Genomic DNA, 26,732 nt, shown 5'->3' with positions numbered 1-26,732 from the left:
GTCCCTTTTCAAAAAGTGAATATTAATATTAGTTGCACTTATTTTATTAATAGTCTCAATGTATTATTTAGGTTTCTTTTCTCGGGTTTCGAATCCAGGTTGAAAAAGAGCTGCTAAAAATTTTACAAATATGTTTTCATTTGAGTCATATAACAAAAACTTAACTGAAAACTTATGAGAATTAAACTTTAAATACTTTATCCAGACAGTCAAAACAATAACTTGTGGTAGCATTTTAGGTTTTCTAGCAGCTTTATTTACAGGTTTTTTTGCTTCAACGAATATTCATAAACACAAATCAATACCTTTAATTATTAAAATAATTCTCTTATTGCTAAGAGCTTTTCCTGTAATTGTGTTTTTATTGTTATTTAAAATTTCCTTTGACCCTTATTTAGCTGCATTTACTATTTATTTCTGATTTACTTGATTATGATTGCACAAGTACATTAATGATTTAATAGAAGCAGCTGATACTAAAAAATATTGAAATGATATTGCAAAAGGATATTCAAAATTAAAATCATTCTATACAAATATTGTATTAGTACTCAAAAATAAGTTTTGAGTCAACTTCTTCTTATCTTATGAATCAAACATAAGATGAGTTTCAGTTTTAGGTATTGTTGGAATAAATGGATTAGGGTTCTTTTTCGGTGATTTAAGTAAATACCAAAAAAATATAGGGATAACCTTATTCTTTATATTCTTGTTTATATTAATCAACGAAGGATTATTATTCTTCTTTAATAAAGTTTTATTTGTTAAACCTAACATTACAATTAATTCTGAAGCAGACTTAAATAAATTCAAATATAACTGAAGAAAGTATGTTTTCTGATTTATTTTGGCTATTTACTTTGGGATATTTATTTGAAGTTTAACAGGCTTATTCCATAGTAAGGTAGACGTAAAAACATTCTCACTATTCTTTAAATCGCTATTTATTTGAGACTTCAGCGATGTTGTGAAAACTGACATTTATAAAGATTATTTATACATTTTTATGTGTGCATATGTGGCTGTTGCTCTTGCATTTATTTTCGCAATAGCTTACTCATTTATATTGTCAGAAAACTTATTTAATTCATATCTTGTGTGATTTAACAAAACGATTTTGATAATTATCAAAATCATACCTGCAGTAATTTGATTTTATATGTTTAATCCACTGATGAAAAGTCAAGTTGCAATAACTTCAGCAATCTTAATTTCATCATTTAGACATATGTGCAAGCAGTTTGCTGAATCAATTAACTCAATTGATAGAAGAAAAATTTCAAATATGCAAGCTCAGGGTAATTCGAAATGATTTATTTACAGAAACTTTATAATTCCACAAATTAAAAATCAAATAATTTCAACAAACTTATTTGAATACGAAAAATCATTTAGAAATGCAATTATTTATGGAGCATTTGCAAATATCAGTATTTATAAAACAATTAATAAATATCAAGAAACTCAAGAGTATTCAAAAATTGTTCCATTAATATTGCCTGCTTATGTGTTTTTAATTATGTTGGAACTTGCGTATTTAATCTTCAAAAACAAAGACAAACTCAAGTTTTATATCAATAATTCAAAGTTATGAAATTCATTCAAAAAGCAGCGAAATTTTATTCCAAAATCGCAAGATTTACTATTCTTTAAAAAAGATTTTTAACAAATTTTTTTGAGAAAATTTTACAAAATAAATTTTTAAGCCTAGGACATAGGTTTAAAAATACTAAAAAATATCTTATGATTTCACTTAAAATGCTTTAAAATACACCTTTAAAAATTACATTTTTAATGTAAAATTTATATACCTTTTATATAAATTGTACATAGAGGTGTATTTTTTTATTCTTATTGAAGGTTTATCTGCAAGAAAGGAATGACAAATATGGAACAACACAATTACAAATTACGTAAATTTGGTCCAAAAACTTGAAGAAGAGATTACTCAGTCACAAAGACTACTCTTCCACTTTTTGATATTCTTGAAACAAGTAAAGAAAGTTTCGAACTTTTTATGAACAAAAAGATTCAAGAATGTCTTTTAGAAATTTACCCTATTGAAGCTGCTAACAGAGAAGTTAAGCTTGAATACAAAAAGGGTTCTGTTAGATTAGAATTACCTTTCAAAAAAATCACTAGTGAAAGTGAAGAAATCAAAAAAGCTAAAGCGAAGGGAATGAACTTTAGTGCAAAAGTTTTCGTTACTTTAAAAAGTGAAGTTAAAAACTCAGGTGAAATTAAAGAAGATGAAGTTCTACTTGGGGAAATTCCATACATGACAAGTGGTGGAAGCTTTATTATCAACGGTTCTGAAAAAGTTATCGTTAGTCAGTTAATTCGTTCACCAGGAGCATACTTCGGATTAGGTGTGCGTAACAAACAATCTGATGACCTTTTCAACAAATTAGAAATCTTACCTAGAATTGGTTCTTGACTTGAAGTTTCTCACAAAGTTACATCATCAACATTAGATGCAGTTAAGATTAAAATTGACAAAAACAAAAATGTTAACTTAGCTACATTCTTAGGAGCATTTGGTTTTTCACAAAAAACAATTAGAGAGTTATTTGGTGAAAACAATGAATTACTTGATGAAACACTTAAGAAAGACAAACTTATCTTAAACTCAGAATTCACATCTGAAGAATTACTTGACGCGTGTCAAGAAGAACTTTTCAGAGGTTTAAGAAAAGGTGACCGTATTTCTGAAGAAGCTAAACGTTCATTATTACCAGGAATGCTTTTTGATAAGAAACGTTACAACTTATCTGTAACAGGTCGTCATATGTTAAATGAAAAACTTTCTTTAGTTGACAGAATTACAAACACATACTTAGCTAAAGATATTTACCTTAAAGGTGCAGATGAACCTGCATTTACAAGAGGAACATTCATCGACATTAGAAAAGCTAAAGAAATTCAAAACTTATTTAACGAAGGAAAAATTTCATACGAAAGAATTCCTGGAATTGATCCAGAAATTGTTTACCACCACGTTATTAAGAACAGCAAGGTGTTATCAAAGAGAACGCACATTGTTAAAGTTTGAGTTTACCCAACTAGAAAATGAATGGAAGAAAAACCAGAACAACCTGTTTTAGTAATCGGTAACGATCCAAAATCAGTTGAGCCACACTTATTAATTTCAGATATAGTTGCTGCAATTAACTACTACTTCAACTTAACAGATGGAATTGGTAAAGATGATGATCCAGATTCATTAACAAACAAACGTATTGTTTCAGTTGGTGAATTATTAGAAGGTCAATTATCAGTTGCTTTAACAAAACTTGAAAAAGCAACTCGTGAGCGTATGGGAGCTAAAGAAGCTGACAAGGTTACACCTAAAAACGTTACAAACAACAAACTTGTAACAAACCAAATGAAACAATTCTTTAACTCATCAAAACTTTCACAATTTATGGATCAAATTAACCCATTATCAGAAGTTTCAAACAAACGTCGTGTTACATCACTTGGACCTGGAGGTCTTAATCGTGATACAGCTCAATTCGAAGTTCGTGACGTTCACGCAACTCACTACGGAAGAATTTGTGCTATTGAAACACCTGAAGGACCAAACATCGGTCTTATCTTAAACTATGCAACATATGCGAAAGTTAATGATTTAGGGTTCTTAAAAACTCCATACTACAAAGTTAACAATGGGGTTGTAGATTACAACGACATTAGATACTTAACAGCTGCTGAAGAAATTGGATACTCATTTGCTCAATCATCAGTTCACGTTGATGACAACAACAACATTACAGATGACTTATTAACAATTAGACGTGATTACAGCTATATCATTGGTAAACCACATGAAATTGATTTCATTGAGGTTTCATCAAAACAAATTGTTTCTATAGCTGCTGCTGCTATCCCATTCTTAGAAAACGATGATGCCAACCGTGCACTTATGGGATCAAACATGCAACGTCAAGCAGTTCCATTAATCCAAGCAGAAGCTCCATATGTTGGAACAGGTATTGAGGCAGATATTGCTAAATACTCATCATACAACTTAAGAGCTAAAGGCGATGGGGTTGTTGATTTTGTTGATGGATCAAAAATCCACGTAAAACACTTTAAAGAAGTAAAAGATCCTAAAACAGGAGAAATTACAACAAAAGAAAGCTTTGATAAATATACACTTAGAAACTTCGAAAGAAGCAACCAAGGTACATTAATTCAACAAAAACCAATTGTTGAAGTTGGGCAAGAAATTAAAGCTGGTGACTTATTAGTTGATGGTTCTTCATTCAAAGATGGAGAAATGGCTCTTGGTAAAAACGTTCTTGTTGGATTTACAACTTGAAACGGATACAACTTTGAGGATGCTGTTATCATCAACGAAAGATTAGTTAAAGATGATGTTTATACATCAATTCACATTGAAGAACAAACAATTCAATTCAGATCATCACGTGCTGGTGACGATATCTTAACAAACGACATTCCAAACGTTTCTAAATACTCATTAAGAAACTTAGATGAAAACGGTATTGTTAAAGTTGGATCAGAAGTTTTAGCTGGTGACGTTTTAGTTGGTAGATTATCACCTAAAGGAGAAGAAAACCCATCTCAAGAAGAAAAACTTTTAATGGCTATTCTTCAACAACGTCCACAAACATCAAAAGATACATCTCTTAAAGTTAAAAACGGTCACAATGGTACTGTAATTCATGTTGAAGTTCTTTCTAGAGAAAAAGGTGATGTTTTAGAAGAAGGAATTGACAAGATTGTCAAGGTTTCTATTGCTCAAAAACGTAAAATCAAAGTCGGGGATAAGATGGCTGGTCGTCACGGAAACAAAGGGGTTATCTCAATCGTACTTCCTGAAGAAGATATGCCATACTTAGAAGACGGAACACCACTTGACATTATGCTTAACCCTCAAGGGGTTCCTTCACGTATGAACATCGGTCAAGTTCTTGAGCTTCACTTAGGAATGGCTGCTAGAAAATTAAATGTTAAATTCGTTACTCCATCATTCGATGGTATTAAGAAGTCAGACATTGAAGCTTGTTTAGAAGAAGCTGGATTAAACAAGAGTGGAAAACAAATTTTAATCGACCCTATTACAGGTAGAAAATTTGATAAACCTATCTCTGTTGGTGTTATGTATATGCTTAAACTTAACCATATGGTTGATGACAAGATGCATGCTCGTTCAGTTGGTCCATACTCACTTATTACACAACAACCTCTTGGAGGTAAATCTCAAAACGGGGGACAAAGATTCGGGGAAATGGAAACATGAGCTATCGAATCCTATGGAGCAACAAACGTTCTTCAAGAAATCCTTACATATAAATCAGATGACATCGCTGGACGTAATGCGTTATATAGTGCATTAGTATCAGGAAAACAATTACCTACACCAGGTATTCCAGAATCATTTAACGTTCTTTCATATGAACTTAAAGGTCTTGGAATGAAACTTGAAACAACTGAAGTAGAAAACTACGACAATGATTACGATGATAGTGAACAATATCACTATGTAGATTCACATGAAACAGGGGGAGATTGATATGAATAATTCAAATTTCGATGCTAAATCAGTAGAAGATAAAATCAATAAAATTACTCTCTCACTTGCAACAGATGAAGACATTTTAAAATGATCTCACGGTGAAGTTACAAAACCTGAAACAATTAACTATAAATCATATAAACCAGAAAAAGATGGTTTATTTGATGAACTTATTTTTGGACCTACAACAGACTACAAATGTCCTGTTTGTGGTACAAAATACAAAAAAAGTGATGAAAACTCAGTATGTACTAGAACACCTGCTTGTGAAAAATACAAACCAGTTATTTTACCTAAAATAACACGTAGAAGCAGAATGGGACACATCAAATTACACAACCCTGTTGTCCACTTCTGATTCTTTAAAATCGATCACTCAATTATTGCTAAATTACTTGGACTTAGAGTTGCTGACTCTTCAAAACAAGTAACAAAAGCAGACTTAGAAAAATTAATTTACTACAAATCACACATCGTTTTAGAAGATGGTGGTTTAGAGTCATTAAAGAAAAACACAATCATTGACATTAATGAAGCTGCAAACATTTATGAAGCTGCATTAATGGAAATGTTAAAAATGTATGATAAAGATACAGATGAATACGAAGACATCGCTACAGCTTTAGATGAACTAAGAACATATGCTGAATCTAAAATTGGTAAAGACTTCGGTATTGACTTCTATCAATACAACGAAATCATTCACGAATATTCAGATGCTAAAATTGACACAGGTTCAAAAGCGATTGAATATTTATTAACTCACATTAATTTAGAAGAAGAAGCTAAAAAAGTTCAAGCTGAAATCGATTTAATTAACCAAGAAGCTGACGAGAATGGAAATCTTTCTTCAACAAAAGAACAAGAAAGAGGAAAACTTTACAAACGTTTAACAATCATCAACTCATTTATTAAATCAGGTCAACACCCAAAAAATATGTTGATTTACAACTTACCAGTTATTCCAGCTGACTTACGTCCATTAGTTCAGCTTGATGGTGGAAGACACTCAACAAGTGATGTTAACGAACTTTACCGTCGTATCATTATCAGAAACAACCGTTTAGCTAAATGAAACGAAGCTGATGCTCCTATGTTAATTAAACAAAACGAGTATCGTATGATTCAAGAAGCTGTTGATGCTTTAATTGATAACAACAGAAAGAAACCTACACCAGTTACATCAAAAGATGGACACCCTCTTAAATCTATCTCTGATGCACTTGTTGGTAAAAAAGGTCGTTTCAGACAAAACCTTTTAGGAAAACGTGTTGACTATTCAGGTCGTTCAGTTATCGTTGTAGGACCAACTCTTAAAATGCACGAAGTTGGTATCCCAAGAGATATGGCTGCTAAATTATTCGAACCTTGAATTATCAAAGAATTATTAGAGAATGAAACTTCAATCACATCTGTTAAATCAGCTAAGAAAATGATTGACTCATTAAACCCAATCATTTGACCATATGTTGAAAAAGCTATTGATGGAAGACCAGTTCTTTTAAACCGTGCTCCTACATTGCACCGTTTATCAATTCAAGCATTCCAACCTGTTTTAATTAGAGGAAAAGCTATTAAATTACACCCATTAGTAACTACAGCATTCAACGCCGACTTCGATGGGGACCAAATGGCTGTTCACGTTCCTATTTCAGATCAAGCTGTTAGAGAAGCTCGTGAATTAATGTTAGCTTCTAAAAACATCCTTGGACCAAAAGATGGAGAACCTATCATTAACCCTTCACAGGATATGATTTTAGGTCTTTACTACTTAACTATTGAAAAAGCAGGACAACCTAATGAAGGTAAAATCTTTGCTAACTATGAAGAAATGATGTTAGCTTATGAAAATGGTATTGTTAACTTACATACAAGAGTTGTGTTACCAGTTTCTGAATTAGATAAAAATTCAGTTAAATTACATACATCAAATCCTTACATTTTCTCAACAGTGGGTAAATTCATCTTAAACAAAGTATTCCCATCAGACTTTGAATTTATCTTTGGTAAATCAATAGTAAGAAAAGAAACAGTTAATGCAGATGGTTCAATTTCAGTTTCTGAAAAAGAAAGATTAGACACATCAGAAAATGCATTAGACAAATACACAATGCCTTATGGAACAAACTTTGCTGAATATCTTAAAGATATTCCTGTTAACTTGGGATTAAACAAAAAAGACATTGCAAAAATTGTTCTTAATGTGTACAAAAAATATGTTGCCGTTGTAACAATGGAAGACATCGCAGGTGTTATTGATTCTACAGATGTAAACAACTTTGAAAGTCGTTTCAATGACTGTGCTGCATTAATTGACTATGCAGGTGAACGTATTCCTACAATTCACGCAACAAACATTTCAAACTTCATTAAAGAAGAATTCGAAAGAATCAACTTCATCATTGGCGCAGATGAAGAAACACACAAACTTAAGAGACAATGAAACATTAATGACTACACATTAGTATTAGAAAGAGTTTGATTCAGATATACAAACTATGTTGCTTCTATTCTTGACAATATCAAAGAATTAGGGTTCAAATATTCAACAATATCAGGAACAACTATTTCAATGAATGATATTACAACATTAGATACAACAGCTCAAAAGATCAAAGAAGGGGAAGAATACACAGACCAATTAAAACAATTCTTCCTTGAAGGTTACTTAACAGATGATGAGCGTTACAGCTTAACAATTCAAAAATGATCACAAGTTAAAGAATCTATTGAAAAAGATCTTAAAGAAGTTACAAAATCAGATATTGATAACCCATTATTTATGATGTTTACTTCAGGGGCTCGTGGAAACTCATCTAACTTTACACAGTTAGCTGGTATGCGTGGACTTATGAGTAACAACACCAAAGTTCTTAAAGCCGATGCTGAAAACGATCGTGTTGTTCGTTCAACAATTGAAGTTCCTGTTAAGTCATCATTCCTTAGTGGACTTAGTGCTTACGAATTCTATTCATCAACTCACGGGGCTCGTAAGGGGCTTACAGATACAGCTCTTAACACAGCTAAATCAGGGTACTTAACTCGTAGACTTGTTGACGTTGCTCAAAGTATTGTTGTTAAAGAAGTTGATTGTGGTTCAGACTTTGGATTTGTTGTAAAAGACATTAGAGATACAAAAACAAACACAGTTATTGAGTCATTACAAGAAAGAATCGAAGGAAGATTCACAAACAAACCAATTATTGATGCAAATGGTCACATTATTGTTGATGCAAACACATTAATTTCAGCAGAAATGGCTGACAAAATTGTTAACTTATACAACATTGACCAAGTTGAAATTCGTTCAGTATTATCTTGTCATACAAGAAACGGAGTTTGTGTTCACTGTTATGGAAAAGACCTTGCAACAAACCGTTTAGTTAACATTGGTGAAGCTGTTGGAGTTGTTGCTGCACAAAGTATCGGGGAACCTGGTACACAGCTTACAATGCGTACATTCCACACCGGAGGGGTTGCCGGGGTTGAAGATATTACAGGAGGATTTGGACGTCTTCTTGAACTTATCGATGCCTACGAAAAACCTTGAGGAAAACCTGCTGTTATCTCGCCTGTAACTGGAACAGTTGTTTCAATTGCGCCAGCTAGAGATAAAAACGGAAAAGAAAATGACATTATGCTTGTTGAAATTGAAACAACAAGACCAAATGGACAAAAAGAAATCGTTACAACATCAGGTAGAGTTTCTCAAAAATTACGTGTTAAAGTTGGACAAACACTTAGACCAGGACAAAAAATATTTGAAGGGCCAATTATTATTAATGACCTTCTTGAAGTTGCTGATACACGTGCAGTTCAAAACTACTTATTAAAAGAAATTCAAAGACTTTACCGTTTACAAGGTATTACAATTTCAGATAAGTACATTGAAATCATTATTAGACAAATGCTTTCAAAAATTATGATTACAGACCCAGGAGATTCAAAATTCTTCACAGGAAGCTTAGTGGATACATTTATCTACCAAAAAGAAAATGGAAGATTAATTGCTCAAGGACTTAAACCAGCTTATGGTCAAGTTAAAATCCGTGGAGCAAAACAAACTCCTTTATTAAGTGACTCATTCTTATCAGCTGCATCATACCAAGAAACAGCTAAGATTCTTGTTAACTCATCAATCGCAGAAAGAGTTGATAACTTAGATGGTCTTAAAGAAAACATTATTTTAGGTCATAAAATTCCTGCTGGAACAAACTCAAATTACCAACTTAAAGGTAAATATGACATTCGTGACCCACGTTCATACTTCACAAACAAAGTTATCTTAGATGATACACTTGAAGATGAAAATGGTAATGTATACATTTCAGAAGACTTTAACAAGTACACTTCAGACTTATTAAAAGAATCTGAAAAAATGGGTGACTTAGACGAAGTTTTAAGTGACTTAGCACAAGAAAACGAAGAATTACAAAACTCATTTGAAGATTCATATGCATCTGATGATGATTATGAAGAAGACTTCGTAAACGAATAATTTGAAAATCAGAGATTCAGTTCTCTGATTTTTTATTTAACTTTTTAAAAACCAAAAGCACGGTCTCCAAGCTTTAAAAGTTTAAATATACAAAAATTTATTTGTAATATAATTACAATATGAATTTAATAAAGATATTTGAGATGCAAAAAGAATTGGATAATAAAATCAGAGAAAAAAGTTTAAGTCTTAATCCGACATTTAACAAAGAAGACTTTATAGTTCAAAAAACTCTAGCGCTTTTAATAGAAGCTGCTGAATATGTAAATGAAGTTCAAAGTTTTAAATATTGAAAATCACAAAAGAATGTAAATAAATTAGCTGTAACTGAAGAATTTGCTGATTTAATCCATTTCTTAGTTAATTTTGCTTATAAATTTGATGTTCTACCTGAAATAGAACCAAAAATAATTAACCAGGATATAAACATTCAATTCCAACATTTATTTATTTCATTAGCAAACATAATGAAAAAAGTTAATAAATCAAATATCGAACACGCGTTTCAAGTTGCATTGGGTTCATTTGTAATGTTAGGGTTTACATATGAAGATTTATATGATGCATATGTTCTTAAAAATCAAAAGAACTACGACCGTATTAAAAATAATTATTAAAAAATAACCAGCTACAGAAGTTGGTTATTTATTTTTTATAAAAATTAAATTATCAAATTGCTTATTGTGCTTAGCAATTCATTTATTGTAAATTTTGAATTTGTGTTTGTATTTATTGAGAAGTTTTAGTCCAAAACCAACCCCAATAAATACTACATAAATGATAATTGATACTGTATTTTTGAATTCTCATTGGCCACTCAAAATTCAAGGGAAGAATGTGATTAATAAGATAAATGACATTATACAAATATCAATAATGTAAATAACTTTTTCTCAAACAGGTATTTTTGAAATTCTTTTCTTTGCAGCTAATCTGAATGCTATAAAGAATGTGATTAAGTCTTCAATTAATAATGCAATTGAGCTGGTTATAATTGTTGCCTTAAAGAACTCATCACTATATTCTTTATCTAAGAATATAGTAGGAACAAGTCATAATGTAATCATTGAAATCATTATTATAACTGTAGAGAAAACGATTGCATTTTTAAATTCACCCTTTTTATTTTTATGATGCAATGAATTGAATAAGTAACCATCTTCAGAAAGAGGAACAAGTTTTCTAGCAGTCGCAACTGTTTGAAAAATTCTAAATCCTAAATCATTACATAATAATCCAATAATGAAGATAGCAACTCCAAATGCACCTAATCCATAGGTGTAGATTTTTGAAATTTCGTTTGAGCCATCTCCATTAGTTACTTTTAATGAGTTTGGTAAGAATAAATAGAGTGAAAAGAATATTAGATAAAATCCAAATATGAAAGCTAATGATGTTAATAATATTTTTCTAAAACTCTTGAACTTAACATCTTTAGCCATAGCAGCAACATCTTCAGTTCCTGCAAAAGCATACATAAATAAAAGAACATCAGCGATAATTAATTGAGGTGTAACTTTTTTGTATGTAGCTGAGTTAGGTAATGTAGCTTCCTTCGAAACAGCGACTAACATTACAAAGATGGCTAAGATAAGTATTATTCATTTAAATAATGAGGCAATGAAAATAATTTTCTTATTTGTTTTTAATCCAATTGTTGAAATAGCAATTATGGAAATGAATAGTAAGATCGAAACCCCTCTAACTATTCACATAACTAAGCTGTGTTGAGGAAATTCTTCTGGTTTAGGCAGTATGATTTCAACAACATCAGCTAAGAATAAAGGTGCAATTGCTGATAAAAGTGGTGTTTGAATAAATTGGTTTCATCCGATGAAGAAAACAAGATTTCTAAGGCCACGTTTCTTTGATTTTGTTAATTTACCATCAACAACATCATCATCTAAATGTCTTGCGTAAGCATACGAACCACCGTAGTGATCGTTATATTGATTTGATAATCTGGAGAATACCAACATTATTCCGAAGCATATAAATGCTGAGAGTATCATTACAAGATACCCTCAGTAAGATATGTTCATAATTGTTGATATTGTAGTTATAAAACCTATACCAACGACAAAATTAATTGTAAAAAATGTAAAACTTTTCTGTGTGAACTGCTTTTGCATTTTTTATTATTTTGCTTTTATTTCGTTAGAAGGTTTTTGACTATTGAAAATTACGTTGTAAATTTCATCATATGTTTTAACAGGTACATATGTTAAGTTTTGTTTAATTTCAAAAGGAATGTCTTTTAAGTTTTTGATATTGTTTTCAGGTATGAAAATCATTTCAAGTCCTTTTTGACTAGCTGCAAATGATTTTTCTTTTAATCCACCAATTTCAAGGACTTTTCCTCTTAATGTAATTTCACCAGTCATTCCAATTGTGTTAGGAACTGGTCTTTTTGAAAGGGCAGAAATAATTGCAGTTGTAAACGTTACACCAGCACTTGGTCCATCCTTAGGAACTGCTCCTTCAGGTACATGAATATGAATTGTATTGTTTTCAAAATCAAACTCATCAACACCAAATTTTTCAGCGTTTGCTCTAACGAAAGTTAAAGCAATTTGAGCTGATTCTTGCATAACTTCTTTTAGCGAACCAGTTAACTTAATTTCTGATTTACCTGGGTATGTAGTTACCTCAATCGGCAATGTTGAACCACCAAATGATGTGTAAGCTAATCCTGTTACTAAACCTGGAACAACATCTTCTTCTTTTTCTTCTTGTTTGAATTTAATTACACCAAGTAATTCTTCGATTTTATCAAGTGTAATTACATATTCTTTTAATGATGGATCATCAAAAGTCTTAACAACTATTTTTCTAGCAATCTTATCTAATGTACGTTTAAGACCTCTGACTCCAGCTTCAAGTGTGTAATGTTGAATGATGTATTTAAGCACATCATCTGAAATTTGGAAGTATTTTTCAGCTAAAGTAGCTTGTTCAAGCACTTTTGGTATTAAGTGTTCTCTAGCAATGCTTAATTTTTCACTCAATGTGTATGAAGATAATTCAATAACTTCGACCCTGTCAATTAATGCAGGTGGTATGTTTTCATAGTAGTTAGCTGTAGCGATGAAAATACATTTTGATAAGTCATATTCGTGTTCTAAGTAGTGATCTTGGAATCTTGTGTTTTGCTCTGGGTCTAAAACTTCAAGCATTGCACTTGCTGGATCGCCCTTCATATCAGCTGCCATTTTATCAATCTCGTCAAGAAGCACAACAGGGTTTGAAACTCCTGCGTACATCATTCCTTTGATGATTTTTCCAGGCATAGCTCCTACGTAAGTTCTTCTGTGTCCTCTAATTTCGCTTTCGTCGTGAACTCCTCCAAGTGAAACTTTAACGAATTTTCTATTTAAAGCACTTGCGATAGCTTTTGAAAGTGATGTTTTCCCTGTTCCAGGAGGACCGACAAGGGTTAAGATAGGAACATTGTTAAATGTATTTGTTTCTTCATTGTTTTGAAATAATGAAAGGTCAATTTCAAATTTATCATCAATCTTGATTTTATTTTCATCAAGTTTTTTAACTTGGTTGTTTTTGATAATAACAGCTAAGTATTCAATAATTCTTTGCTTAATTTCATTTAAACCATAGTGGTGTTTATCTAAAACTTCTCTAACTCTGTTTATGTCTAATAATTCGTGTTGAACTTTTCTTCAAGGAAGTTTTTTAAGAGTATTAATGTATGTTTTGATGATTGAAGCTTCAGGAGAAACAGGAACCATTTCTTCTGATTTTTTAGTTTCAGCATCAATAAGTTTAATAACACTTTCAGGGAAGATGTCTTTGAATTTTGAATTGATGATTTGTGCATACTCATCATCAGATGCAGATGGGTTAAGTTCTTTAATTTGTTCTTGAAGAGCTTTTAATTTTTCTCTAAGTAAGAATTCTGTTTGTTGCTTACTTAATTTTTGTGTCATCTTACCTTTTAATTCTGTTTCTGCTTGAAGAATTTCATTAATTTTTGCAGTAGCTTGAATTAAGTAAGTTTGATATCAAAATCTGTTGTATGGTTCTTTGAAAATTTCAAGTCTTTCTGGAACAACTACAGGTGAAATGTGGTTTAAGAAAGTAGCGATTAATGCACTTGCATAATCTTCAGAGAATCTATCAGTTCTACCTTCAAAGTATCTGTTTGTTAAATCAACAATACTTGTGAATGTAAAGTGTCTTCCTGATAAAGGCTCAGTTTTAAATAAGCCAATAAAATCGGAATCGGCAAATTGTTGTGGTTTATCTTCTTCAAGGTCAATTCCGACACCTGCAAAAATTGAGAAAGTTTGCAAGTAGTCATAAACTTCCCTTAATTCTTTTTTAGATAATGTAGCAGGTAAGTCAACAAATGCTCCACCTTCTCCAGTTTCTGAACCTATGAAACCTTTATATTCAACGTGTGATTGAACTCCTTCAGGAAGAGTTTCAAGCATTTTAAATCCATTAGGTAAATAGAATTGTGAAATAACTTTATAAACTACGATAAATGAATCTGTTGTAGCTTTGTAAATTACTTCAAGTGGTTTTACATAGTTACCATAAACAATTTCATCTGTTGTTTCAGGTTTTGCATATAAAACAACTGCTCTTCCTGATTCTTTAAGTAATTCTTCACGGTTCTTTTTAAGATCTTCAACAAGAACTTTTTCTGTAACCTCAGTTTCCATAAAACCACCAGGAATTGAATAAAAATCTGGTGTTTCAAAGAATGTTATATAGCCTGATTTATCAGCTTTCGCTTTTTTAATATATTCATTAAAAGTCATCATTCTCCTTCTATTTGTCTTTTACAACAATGTTAACGATTTTTCCAGGTACAAAGATTTCTTTGACGATTTCTTTACCTTCTAATCATTTTGTTACTTGTTCTTTTGCTTTTTCTAAAACTTCTTCTTTTTGTGCTGTTTTTGAAACTGTTAATTCAGCTCTGACTTTTCCATTGACTGTAATTCCATAAGTTACTTCATCCATTTCTAATGCAGAATTATCTATAGCAAAGTCATATAGGTTTTTTGAGTCAAAGTATTTATTTGATAATTCTCAAACAACGTGTGGAATGAATGGTTCAAGAATGTTTAATAAAACGTAGAACATTTCTGTGATTAATTCAGGTTTTGTGATTGAATCATATTCATTCATAATTTCCATAGTTCAAGAAACTAAAGTGTTAAATGAGAATGAATTATCATCACTTTCAAATGTGTTCTTTTGTTTTTGCATTCCTTGGTAAAGTTTAAGTCTTGCAATTTTTTCTTGAGCACTTAAGGTTGATTTGTCAATGTTTTTAAAGTTTGAATTTACATCAATTTCAGAACTTCTATCGTAAATTCTATTGATGAATTTAAAACATCCAATAACACCTGAATCACTTCATTCAAGTTCTTTTTGAGGAGGAGCTGCAAATAAGATAAATAATCTAGTTGTATCAGCACCATAGGTGTTAATCATTTCTCCAGGTTCAACTGTATTACCTTTTGATTTAGACATCTTAGCACCATCTTTAAGCACCATACCTTGAGTTAATAAATTAGCAAATGGTTCTCTAAAGTTTACTAAACCTAAGTCAGATAATGCTTTGGTGAAGAATCTTGCATAAAGTAAGTGTAAGATAGCATGTTCAATTCCACCGATGTATAAGTCAACTGAATTTCAGTAATCTAAGTTTTCTTTCTTGAAAATAACTTCGTCACGTAAGTTTGATGGTGTAGTATATCTTAAGAAATATCAACTTGATTCAAAGAATGTGTCCAATGTATCGGTTTCTCTTGTTGCTTTTGAACCACAAAGATGACAAGTTGTATTCATTCATTCTTCATTAGTTAAAAGTGGATTGCCTTGACCTGTGAACTTAACTTCTTCAGGTAATAAAACAGGTAATTGATCAAGTGAAACAGGAACTGTTCCACATTTTTCACAGTGCACAAGAGGAATTGGTGTTCCTCAATATCTTTGTCTTGAGATACCTCAGTCGCGTAAGTTGTATTTAACTTCTTTAGTTAATTTAGTTTCTTCTACTTGAACTAAATTATTATCTAAAAAGTCTAAATGGTTAACTTCCATAAAAGTGGTGTGTGTTTGATTATTTGATGAAACAATCGTTGCATCTTTGTTTGGATTATTTGATGCAAAATCAGTAATGATAACTTGAACTAAGCTACCATCGAAAGGATTTTTAACAGTGTAAGGTGTTTTGATAAAAATTTTCTTTGAAAATTCTTTTTTAACAAAGTTTAAATTGATTTCTTCAAGTAAGTCTAAAGCTTCTTGATTAAAGTAGTTTGCTTCTTTTAAGGCATCAACTAGTTGATGTTTATTTGAGATAGCAACATAATCAATTTTTGAAATGTAATCTAAATTTGATTCATAGACATTAATTGTGTTTTGGCTGTTATCTGCAAATTCCAATGTTAATTTGTAATCTTCAGTTCTACCAATTCAATTTTTTTGCATCGTAAGAACTTGTTGAGGTCAGTGTGTTTCAAGAGATTTAAGGTCTTCAAGTAATTCATCAGCATACTCGGTAATTTTTAAGTAGTAAGTATCCATTTCTTTTTGAATAACTTGATTTCCACATCTTCAACATTTGTTATCTTCAACTTGTTCGTTAGCTAAAACTGTTTGGTCAAATTCACATCAGTTTAATGAGCTTTTCTTTTTGTAAATTAAGCCTTTTTCTCAAAGTTTGATGAAAATGTATTGTTCTCATTTTGTGTATGAAGCATCGCAAGTGATTGTTTCATAATCTCAAGCAAATGAAATTCCTAATCTTTTAATTTCATCATCCATTGATGCAATGTTTTGATATGTTCAGCTTTTTGGATGTGTTCCGTTTTTGATTGCTGCATTTTCAGCAGGTAAACCAAAAGCATCTCAACCAAATGGGTGAAGGACATTGAAACCTTTTCTTCTAAAGTATCTAGCTACAGCATCACCGATTGAGTAATTACGAACGTGCCCCATATGCAATTTTCCACTTGGGTAAGGAAACATACTTAAGACATATTTTTTAGGTAAACTAAAATCATCTTTTGGTTCAAAAGCATTAGTTTCTGCTCAGATTTTTCTTCATTTTGAATCAATTTCTTTAAAGTTAAATTTTGACATAAACACCTTTCTATGAATCACACTTATTCACTGTGAAATTATTTAGGATGTTATCTAAAAACTTAGTTTTAGATAAGGTAAAAATAAATATATAAATTATAAAATAATTTATTGCAATATTGATCAAATTAAATGATAAATATAAAGCTATAGAACCTGCAAAGTAATTCGGAATACCAAAGAAGAAAATTTTGAATTTTTTATCATAGTTAGCAAGCAGTTCATTAAGCGAAACAGCATCTAGTTGCTTGAATAATTTGAAATAAATTAAGTTAAATAAAAACGTATTCAAAAATGTTATTATTGCAATTGTTACTAATGAACTTATTGCTAAGATTACAAGGATTGACAGTTCTTTTTTAAGTTTAGATTTTCATAATAATTTTCCAAATAAATAAGAACTGAAAACGAAGACAGCTTGCATTAATAAAAGAATAAAGTTTCCTAGAAATGCAATGTCTAATGTAGTTGATTTAATTGTTATAAAAGGACTTATCAAAAAGTTTGAAATAAGCATTATTAATGAATATTGAAAATCGATAATAAAAGCAGTTAAAAAAGCTGAAATTAAAAGGAAATTGAAAGTTAAAAATGAATTAAATGGAATAAAACTTCCGATAATGCTAAAAACAATAGAAATAGCTAACATCAAGCCTGTGAAAGCCATTTTGAAAATAACATTCATATTTTTGTTATTTCAAACTAAAAATTGTTTTTTTTGCATTATTTTCCTCCTTTTTTACACTTTTTTCTTTTGCGCGATATAAAAATATATTCATTAAATAATATCATTATTTCATCTTATTAGTAAAAAAATCCAAAAAAGAACAAATTATGAACTAGGGACTTAATTCGTTCATTTTTCATATGACAATAAAAAAACAAGTGTGTTGAATTTTAAACAATTAAAAAGTAATATATTCAGTTTATTTTTTAGATTGTTATGGTAAAATTAAGTATATTTTTACAATTAATATTTTGTTAAAAATATTCAATTTAGTTAATAAAGAGGCAATATGGGTAAGATTACATTTTACAAAGATAACAAACCATATTATGACAAAGAAAATGGATTAGCTTATGTTGAAGTTATTAAAGACTTTTTAGTAACAAAAGCAAAAGAAGCTAATTGCCACGGTTTTATTGTAGGCATCAGTGGAGGGATTGATTCTTCACTTGTGTATGCAATAGCAAAACAACTTCCTTTAAAAGTTAAGGGAGTTGTGATGTCAGTCAACGGAATGTTACAAAGTGATTTAGAACATATTAAAAAACTTGAAGAAAAGTTTGATGATAAATTTGAGTACATTGATTTAACTGATGCTTTTAACGCTTTAAGCAAGCAAGTTAATGTTAAAAATCAATTAGCAGTTGCTAATATTAAACCACGTTTAAGAATGACGACTTTATATGCTCTAGCTCAAGAAAATAATTTACTTGTGTTAGGAACAGATAATAAAGATGAAACATTCATTGGTTATTTCACAAAGTATGGTGATGGAGGAGTTGATTTACTTCCGATTTGTCATCTTACAAAAGGTGAAGTTAGATTTTTAGCTTCACTTCAAAATGTACCAAGTGAAATTATTGACAAAGCACCATCAGCAGGATTATGAGAAAATCAAACTGATGAAGATGAATTAGGTTTTTCATATGCTCAACTTGATTTTTATTTAGATCACTTAAATGACTACGATCAAATCAAATCAGTATTACCAGAAGAAGTTATTAAGAAAATTGAATATAAACATAAAATCTCACAACACAAAAGAGATTCAATTTATAAACCAAATGATATAGATTAGGAGAGATAAATTATGGCAGGACATTCACACGCAGCGAATATAGCACATAGAAAAGGTGCACAAGATGCAGCAAGAGGAAAAATTTTTCAAAAATTATCTAAAGAAATTTTTGTTGCAGCAAGATTAGGAGCAGATCCTGATACTAACCCAGCTTTAAAATTAGCAATTGCTAAAGCTAAATCAAAAAATATGCCAAAAGACAACATTGAAAGAGCAATTGCTAAAGCAGCTGGAGATAAAAATGCAAACGCATTTATCGAAACTGTTTTTAACGCTACTGTAGGTGGAGGAGCAACATTTATCGTTGTTACATTATCAGACAACCTTAACAGAGTTAAATCAAATATTCAGTCATACTTTAACAAACAAAATGCTACATTAGGTAAAACAGGTCAAATTCCATATCCATTCAGAAAATTAGGAATCATTGAAATTGCTAAAGAATTAGTTAATGAAGATGATTTAATGGAAGTTGCACTTGAAAATGGTTCAGAAGATGTTGAAACATATGATGAATCATTTGTATTAACTACATTACCTGAAAACTTCACAGATTTAAAAAATGCAATTGAAGATAAATTCGGTCAAATCGACTTTATCCAATGTGAAGTAACATATGTACCAGATATGTATGTAGAATATGATCAAGAAAAGAAAGACAAATTATTAGAATTTGCAGACAAATTAAAAGAGGATGATGACGTTCAAGATGTTTACCATAACATCGAAACCGAAGAATAATGCAAATAATTAGAGATTTTTTCGAAACCCTCAAATTAAGCACAGGTAATGAAGGGCTATCTTACTTCATTCTAATACTTGTCACATTACTTTGCTTATTAGCTATACCAACTATTCTTTCATTCATTTTCCCACTTATTAAATTAAGTAAGAATGGTTGAAAAAATCTGTCATTTTATTTATACTCATTTTCAACAGGTTTTTTCTTAGTGCTAGCTACATTTGGTTTTTTAAGAGAATCGCTTGAATTAGCAAATCAAGGTGCATGAACAGACAATGTAAACGTCTATGGGTATAGCATTTTAGTCGTAGTTGTCGGTCTTGCTGTAGGTATCTTATTTTCATTCACGCTTAAGTATGCAATTACTTATCAAATTAATAAAAAACTTAAAAAATCAAATAATAGAAAGTTAAATGCATTTGTTCACGACCACGATCATGGCGATGAACACGAGCACGATGATTTTGATTTCTCACACCCACATTCAGAACATTTTTACGAAGTTAAGAAATATAATAAAAATCAAAATATATTTTTAAGACAAAGTAAAAATTACAATAACTCAAAACACGTTCATTATCATCCTGATTACATCTTTTCAAATGATGAGTCAATTATTAAAGCTGAACAAGAAGCGATTAATTCAGCTTCAAATAAATTAAAAGTTATTGCCTTATTACTACTTTTAACTCACAGAATTCCAGAAGGATTATTATTAGGATACAACTTAAATTTAGCAGCAAACGGTCACGAAAACTCACTTACTATGGCTTATTTTGCTTCTTTAGTTTTACACTTAATCCCTGAAGAAACAATCTTCTATTTCAGACTTAGAGAAGCAGGATACTCAAGAATCCAATCATTGTTATTATCATTTTTAGGACTTTCATTATTTTTACCATTTATGTTAATTGGTTGCTATGCAGGTGCAGCAATTGAGAAAAACTGAATACTAAAAGGAATGATGATGTCAGCAATCGCAGGAATTTTCATTTTCACTACTTTAATTGAATTTATTCCTGAGTTTTATCATTCACATATGTCGAAGAAAAAATGATATTTCATCCTTGCATTCTTATTTATTGGTGTAATCTTTGCTTCATTAATTCTTTCATTCCATACACACAATCACTCACATTAATTGTGAGTTTTTGTTTTATTTATCATGTTCCTGTAGATATTTTCAGTGTAATAAAACATATTGATAACAATTTCTGCAAAACTTATATAATTTAAATATTAAATATTTAAATTTTTACAACACAAACAAAAAGGATTTGAATGAAAAGAAAATACAAAATAAGCTTACTTTCGTGTTTATGCGTAGTTTTTGTAATTATGTTTATTTTGCTAACTGCAATTTTAGTAAAAAATAACGAAACAACTGCATTGACTTGAGAAATTGGTTTAGTTACTGTCGCAATGATTTTAGTTTTTGCATCACTAGCAATTACACTAGTTTGAATTACAAAGATTTTTGCAAGGTCAAGAAACATTGTTAAAAACTCTTTTGATTCATTTACTGAAGATATTATGTCAAGTAATAACATCGGATTTGTTATTTACAATGCTGAACATAAAATCATTTGAGCAAGTAACTTTATCAAAAACAAGTTTCACAAAGATTTTATTGATATTCACATTAAGACATTCTTTACAACAATTTCAGATAACAAAGAATTTTTAGAGCTTGATATGAATCAAACTAAAATTGAGTTTGAAAATAATAAAAACATTTATGAAGCTCAATTCTGACCATTGTCAAACATCATAATTATTCGTGATATTACAACTGAAACTTTATTTAAAAATGAAGTTCATAATCAAAAAACTGTTATTGGTGAAATTGAAATTGATAACTACCAAATGTATCAATCAATCTTATCTGAAGAGCAACTTTACTTAGTTAATAAAACAATTATTGATACATTCAATGAATATTCAAAAGAATACAACTTAATTTATAGACAATATACAAATGGTAAGTTCATTGTTATTACAGACCAGGTTTCACTTTACAATATGTCTAAAGATAAGTTTTCTTTATTTACAAATATTCAAAAGAATGTTCCGGACACATCAATTGGTAAACTTTCACTTAGTGTTGGGTTTGCTAGAGGATGAAGCTCGCTTAAAGAAAAGTTAGAGCAAGCTAAAAAAGCTTTAGTTCAAGCTCAAAACCGTGGAGGAGACCAGGTTGCGATTTTCAGTGATACCGAGACTGCGATTTATTATGGTTCAAGTATCGAAATTGTGTCTAACAATAATATGACTAAAATTAAGAAAATTTCAGATGAGTTCCTTAAAAAACTTGATAGTGACCAAATTACAAAAGTTATTGTTTATGGACACAAATCAGCAGATATGGACTCATTAGGTTCATCATATGGAATTGCATATTTAGCTCATCAAAGAGGTAAGAAAGCTTACATATGTGCTGAATCATTCGATATGACTACAACATATTTTAGAAATGAACTTAGTTACAAAAACAATGTTTATGAAGATACAGATTTAAACTTAGAAAAAATTATCATAAGCGCAAATAAAGCATCAAAATTAACAGACTTGAATACATTAGTTGTGTTTGTAGATAATTCAGATCCAGGCCGTACAGATAATAAGGATGCTATTTTAAATGCAGACAGGGAAAATATTTTCGTATTTGACCACCACAGAGTTGGAAAGCAAATCGATTATTGTCCTGTTACAAATATTTATGTTGAAACAACAGCTTCTTCAGCTTCAGAAATTGTTACTGAAATTTTTATGCTCACAGATAGGGAATGAAAATTCTCGCCATTATGTGCTCAATTACTTTTAGGTGGTATTTTAGTTGATACAGTACAATTTACAAAATCAGTCTCAGCTAGAACATTCCAAGCAAGTGCTTGGTTGCAATCGAAAGGTGCAAATGTAGTTGAAGGAAGCGAAATTCTTAAAATTGATGAAACAACAAAAGAACAAATTAATACTATTTTAGAAAATGCACAAGAAGTTAAAAAAGGTTACTACTTAGCATATTCTCCAATCGAAGTTGAAGCTGACGTTATTTCAATGGCTGCTAATGAACTTCTTAAAACAAAAGGTAGAGTTGCTTCCTTCGTTATTGCAAGACTTAAGGGGACAAACTTATACAAACTTAGTGCTAGAGGTATAAATACAAATGTTCAGATTATTACTGAGCAAGTTGGTGGAGGTGGGCACTTTGGAACAGCTGCTGCTATTTCAAATGAGGAATTAGAAACATTTGTTAACAATGTGCACCACGCAATAACAACAACAGAAAGAGAGTTAAAAGATGAAAGTTATACTAATTAAAGATTGTAAAGATGGAAAAGCTAACACAGTTATCGAAGTATCAAATGGTTATGGTTCAAACTACTTAGTTAAAAACGGTTTTGGAGTTCCATACAATGAACAAACTGCAAGACAATTACAAAGAAGATTAGATGATTTATCAGCTGATGAACATGAAAAAAGAACAGGTGCTTTAAGACTTAAAGAGAAATTAGAAGAGTTAAGATTAGAATTTACTTTAGAAGCTAATATCGATGGAAATTCTAATTTAAATGTACACGGTTCAGTATCTACAAAAGATGTTGATAAAAAATTAACTTCATTAGGGTACAAGTTACCAAAACATTCAATCCAAAAAGTGCATTTAGTTTCAGAAGGATTGCACGATGTTGAAATTGTTTTATATAAAGATATAAAAGCAACTTTAAGAGTGGAAATTAAAATTAAAAATGTCAAGAAATAATAGAAACAATCAAAACTCTTTATACAAGTGAGTTGAAACAATAATTCGTCCTTTAGCAAATACTTTGTACAAAGATGAAAAAATCGAAAGACAAGTTTTAAGTACGATAATTAATGATACTGAAAAACAATCTCTTGGTTTAGACTACCTTGTCCCTGAAGCATTTTTCAACCTTGAATACTCTACATTATTTAGATTTTTAAAAACTAGAAAAGCAAGTGAACCTAATCAAAATTACATTTTTGATTACAACACACTTTTAAATGAAATACCTAAATTCAAAGCTCAAAACCCAAGTCTTGAATGAGCTCCTTTATCAATTGAAACATTAAACAAAGTTGTTTCAACACTTTCTTCAGATGAAAACTTTTTACCAAATGTTGAAAAGTTAATTGAACTTCACAAAAGAAGACAAGCAGAAGCTTTCTTTAGTAATTATTTATCTGTATTAGGGCAAAATCCTAAAATCACTTGAGAAGACATTGTTACTGATCTTGAAAACTTCATTATTAGCAGTAATAATTTATCAATCAAAAATAGTGAATTTATTTCACTTGAAAGCGCTCTTGAGAAATACTTTAGTGGCCTTAAGAATGATGAAAATGAAGAAAAAGCTCTTCTTACAGAATTTAATGCAATTGATAAATATGTTAAAGGATTTAAACCTGGTCAGCTAATTATTTTAGCTGCTCGTCCAGGGGTTGGAAAAACCGCGCTTGCATTAAACATTGCAAGAAACATTATCGAAAAAGGAATGAAAGATGGTAAACCAAAAAATGTAGCTTTTATTTCTCTTGAGATGCCTACATCAGAACTTACAACTAGATATTTGGCGACTTCTACACTAATAGATATGTACAAATTGCAAAATATCAAACTCTTAAAAAACAATTATGAAGATTTAATGAAAATTCATCACGTTGTTTCAAGTATGCAAAGAACACCTGATGAAAATCAAATTTGATTTGATGATGATCCTAAATCAAAAATTAATGAAATCATTTTCAAAATTAAACATTTAATTAAAAACACAAACAAAGTTGACTTAATTGTAATTGACTATTTACAATTGATTTCAGGAGGAAATCAAGCAACAGGAAATAGACAAAACGAAGTTGCAATGATTTCACGTTCACTAAAAACCCTTGCTCTAGAGCTTAAAATTCCAATCATTGCTCTATCACAGTTATCCAGAAGTGTTGAAAATCGTGAAGACAAGCGTCCACAATTAAGTGACCTTAGAGAATCCGGATCAATTGAGCAAGATGCTGACATTGTTATTTTCTTAAGTAGAAAGAAACTTAAAAAATCAGCACACAGTAATGATGACGAAGTTAAAACATTCGAATCAATCCCTGTGACTCTATCAGTTGCTAAAAACCGTAATGGTGAACCTGGCCAAGCAACTTTAATTTATACAGGTAAATATGTACAATTTTTAGACGATATGACGAATGAAAGAGGTGGATTTTAATGGACTCCAGTTATTATAGGAACCACAAAAATAATTCTTTAGAGGTGTACTATGGATAGTAAAACAGTAATTACAATTGTTTTATGCATAGTTATGCTTATATTATTTATTTTAAGTAGTATCTTTAGTGGAAGTGAAACTGCTTACTCAACAGTTTCACCTGCTAAAGTTTATGAATTAGTTGAAAACGAACATAGATTTGGAAAGTTAATTGACAAGCAAGTTAAGAAATACAATCAAATTCTAAGTACCATTTTAATTGGTAACAACTTAGTTAACGTAGCTTCATCAGCTACAATGTCTTATGTTTTATCAAAATATCTTTCTGATAATGACTCACTTGTTGTTATTATCTCAACATTAGTAGTTACTCCAATCTTAGTATTATTTGGTGAAATAACACCTAAATTGATTGCTAAAAATAATCCAATTAGATACTTAAAAGTTTTCTGTTTATTCAATGAACTAATGTTCTGAATATTCTTCCCAATCACTTTCTTTATTAGCAAACTTAGCAAAAATGTTTATGTTACAAACTCAGAAAGTGACATTAAATCAATGCTGGCACTCGCTAACGAGGAAGGCGTGCTGCAAACCGGTGAAAGTATTTTAGCTCAAAATGCTTTAGATTTAGACTCAACAAAAGTTGCACAACACTACATTAGATTAAAAGATGTAACTTACATTTCTTATAAAGCTAGTGTAGCAGAAGCGATTGAAATATTCAAGGATACAAATTATTCAAGATTACCAATTGAAAAAGATGGACAACTTATCGGAATTGTTTTATTAAAAGACATATTCTCACTTAAAAAAGGTAAAGTGATTAATTATATGAAACAAGTTCCAAGCATTTCAGCTAACTCAATTCTTTCAAGTGCTCTTGAAAAAATGAGAGCAGCAAGAGCTCAAATGGCTTTTGTTGTTGAAAACAACAACTCTACAGATGTTTTAGGTATCATTACAATTGAAGACATCATTGAAGAAATAATTGGAGAAATCTATGATGAATACGATGATGATGAGCAAATTTATGAAATTTCACTTGAAAGAGCTAAAGCTCATTCAAACGTTAAAATGTCTGATCTAATTAAGCAACTTGAGATTGATGAAGAACTTATAAGCGATGATGAAAAAGCTATGGACTTAAAAACTTATTTATTAACTAATACAAATTCAACTAAACTACTTAAATCGACAAAATTCACTATCGAAGATGAAATTAGCTTCAAGGTTATTGAACTAGTTAAAAATAAAAAATATTCAGCAATCATTGAAGTTAACAAATTATAAAAAGTAGCAGTAATGCTATTTTTTATTTATCCCTTACTCACATATATAAAAATATTTTAATTTTTAAAAATAAATCAATATTATGGTTTATAATAAAAAAATGAAAATGCAGAAAAACAGAATTATTAATATCACCAATATTCGTTGATTTCATATTAACGTTTAATTTGGTGTATTCTGTTAACAAAAACATAACAGATTACATTAAAAATGAAATCTGTTATGTAATAAATACTATAGAGGAGCTTTTAATAAAAGTAAATGTTCTAGCAGGCATGCAAAGATGAATATTGAAAGGATATAAAAGCCGAAATATAGAGGTTGGCAAACTTCTATGTTGGTAGAAAAGCATAAAAGATTTCTACTCTTTGGTTTAACCATTGGTGCTATAGATTTACATCCTTTTAATAACATTAATTTATTTTAAATTTTGTATTAAAGTTTTGTAGATTTATAGTTCTACAAAACTTTTTATTTAATTATTTGGAGT

At 30.2% G+C, this 26,732-nt stretch carries 14 protein-coding genes, 1 pseudogene and 1 riboswitch; of the genes and pseudogenes, 11 read left to right on the top strand and 4 right to left on the bottom strand.

What is annotated here, in order from left to right; all coding sequences use genetic code 4:
• Nucleotides 1–58 precede the first annotated feature (58 nt).
• The 4 genes and pseudogenes from VBM88_RS01125 to VBM88_RS01110 all read left to right on the top strand — a co-directional run bounded on the left by VBM88_RS01125 (nucleotide 59) and on the right by VBM88_RS01110 (nucleotide 10,660).
• The gene (locus tag VBM88_RS01125; protein ID WP_323680248.1) at nucleotides 59–1,666 is read left to right on the top strand and encodes a hypothetical protein; all 1,608 of its coding nucleotides are present in this window, start codon (nucleotides 59–61) and stop codon (nucleotides 1,664–1,666) included.
• Between the two features lie 222 nt (nucleotides 1,667–1,888).
• Entirely contained in the window at nucleotides 1,889–5,551 is a 3,663-nt protein-coding gene (locus VBM88_RS01120) for a DNA-directed RNA polymerase subunit beta (protein WP_323680247.1), read from the top strand.
• Nucleotides 5,544–9,498: pseudogene (locus VBM88_RS01115) on the top strand (DNA-directed RNA polymerase subunit beta'); the annotation flags it as partial. The gene VBM88_RS01120 and the pseudogene VBM88_RS01115, both read left to right, overlap by 8 nt.
• 664 nt (nucleotides 9,499–10,162) lie before the next feature.
• Nucleotides 10,163–10,660, top strand: coding sequence for a dUTP diphosphatase (locus VBM88_RS01110; protein WP_257088930.1), 498 nt, complete (start codon nucleotides 10,163–10,165; stop codon nucleotides 10,658–10,660).
• 24 nt (nucleotides 10,661–10,684) lie between these two features.
• Here the strand turns inward: VBM88_RS01110 and VBM88_RS01105 are convergent, their stop codons facing one another.
• Genes VBM88_RS01105 through VBM88_RS01090 form a run of 4 tightly spaced genes read right to left on the bottom strand, consistent with a single transcriptional unit; the run spans nucleotide 10,685 to nucleotide 17,889 of the window.
• Complete coding sequence (locus VBM88_RS01105) at nucleotides 10,685–12,175, bottom strand: APC family permease (RefSeq protein WP_323680245.1); 1,491 nt, start codon at nucleotides 12,173–12,175, stop codon at nucleotides 10,685–10,687.
• Between the two features lie 6 nt (nucleotides 12,176–12,181).
• Nucleotides 12,182–14,827: an endopeptidase La gene (gene lon / locus VBM88_RS01100; RefSeq protein ID WP_323680244.1), complete on the bottom strand. Its 2,646-nt coding sequence runs from the start codon at nucleotides 14,825–14,827 to the stop codon at nucleotides 12,182–12,184.
• A gap of 10 nt (nucleotides 14,828–14,837) precedes the next feature.
• Nucleotides 14,838–17,165 carry a class I tRNA ligase family protein gene (locus VBM88_RS01095; RefSeq protein WP_323176788.1) on the bottom strand — a complete coding sequence of 776 codons (2,328 nt, stop codon included), beginning with the start codon at nucleotides 17,163–17,165 and terminating at the stop codon, nucleotides 14,838–14,840.
• Between the two features lie 10 nt (nucleotides 17,166–17,175).
• Nucleotides 17,176–17,889 carry an MPN527 family putative ECF transporter permease subunit gene (locus tag VBM88_RS01090; protein WP_323680243.1) on the bottom strand — a complete coding sequence of 238 codons (714 nt, stop codon included), beginning with the start codon at nucleotides 17,887–17,889 and terminating at the stop codon, nucleotides 17,176–17,178.
• A 292-nt stretch (nucleotides 17,890–18,181) separates the two neighbouring features.
• On the opposite strand from VBM88_RS01090, the gene nadE reads away from it, so the two are divergent.
• The 7 genes from nadE to VBM88_RS01055 all read left to right on the top strand — a co-directional run bounded on the left by nadE (nucleotide 18,182) and on the right by VBM88_RS01055 (nucleotide 26,242).
• On the top strand, nucleotides 18,182–18,970 hold the full coding sequence (nadE, locus tag VBM88_RS01085; protein WP_323680242.1) for an NAD(+) synthase: 789 nt from the start codon (nucleotides 18,182–18,184) through the stop codon (nucleotides 18,968–18,970).
• Nucleotides 18,971–18,982: 12 nt separating this feature from the next.
• Entirely contained in the window at nucleotides 18,983–19,711 is a 729-nt protein-coding gene (locus VBM88_RS01080; RefSeq protein WP_257088921.1) for a YebC/PmpR family DNA-binding transcriptional regulator, read from the top strand.
• Entirely contained in the window at nucleotides 19,711–20,853 is a 1,143-nt protein-coding gene (locus VBM88_RS01075) for a ZIP family metal transporter (protein WP_323680241.1), read from the top strand. Before VBM88_RS01080 ends, VBM88_RS01075 begins: the two co-directional genes overlap by 1 nt.
• Before the next feature lie 140 nt (nucleotides 20,854–20,993).
• Complete coding sequence (locus VBM88_RS01070; RefSeq protein ID WP_323680240.1) at nucleotides 20,994–23,033, top strand: DHH family phosphoesterase; 2,040 nt, start codon at nucleotides 20,994–20,996, stop codon at nucleotides 23,031–23,033.
• The gene (gene rplI / locus VBM88_RS01065; RefSeq protein WP_323188374.1) at nucleotides 23,014–23,475 is read left to right on the top strand and encodes a 50S ribosomal protein L9; all 462 of its coding nucleotides are present in this window, start codon (nucleotides 23,014–23,016) and stop codon (nucleotides 23,473–23,475) included. Before VBM88_RS01070 ends, rplI begins: the two co-directional genes overlap by 20 nt.
• Nucleotides 23,462–24,949: a DnaB-like helicase C-terminal domain-containing protein gene (locus tag VBM88_RS01060; RefSeq protein ID WP_323680239.1), complete on the top strand. Its 1,488-nt coding sequence runs from the start codon at nucleotides 23,462–23,464 to the stop codon at nucleotides 24,947–24,949. Before rplI ends, VBM88_RS01060 begins: the two co-directional genes overlap by 14 nt.
• Before the next feature lie 51 nt (nucleotides 24,950–25,000).
• Nucleotides 25,001–26,242, top strand: a complete 1,242-nt coding sequence (locus tag VBM88_RS01055) for a CNNM domain-containing protein (protein ID WP_323680238.1) — start codon at nucleotides 25,001–25,003, stop codon at nucleotides 26,240–26,242.
• A gap of 229 nt (nucleotides 26,243–26,471) precedes the next feature.
• A riboswitch (Lysine riboswitch) is annotated at nucleotides 26,472–26,639 on the top strand.
• Nucleotides 26,640–26,732: the final 93 nt, after the last annotated feature.

The organism is Mycoplasma sp. 1232 (assembly GCF_034863345.1).
Classification (GTDB): domain Bacteria; phylum Bacillota_I; class Bacilli_A; order Mycoplasmatales; family Metamycoplasmataceae; genus Mycoplasmopsis.
Note: the sequence above shows the minus strand (reverse complement) of the source record. Positions and strands in the feature narration are given on the sequence as shown.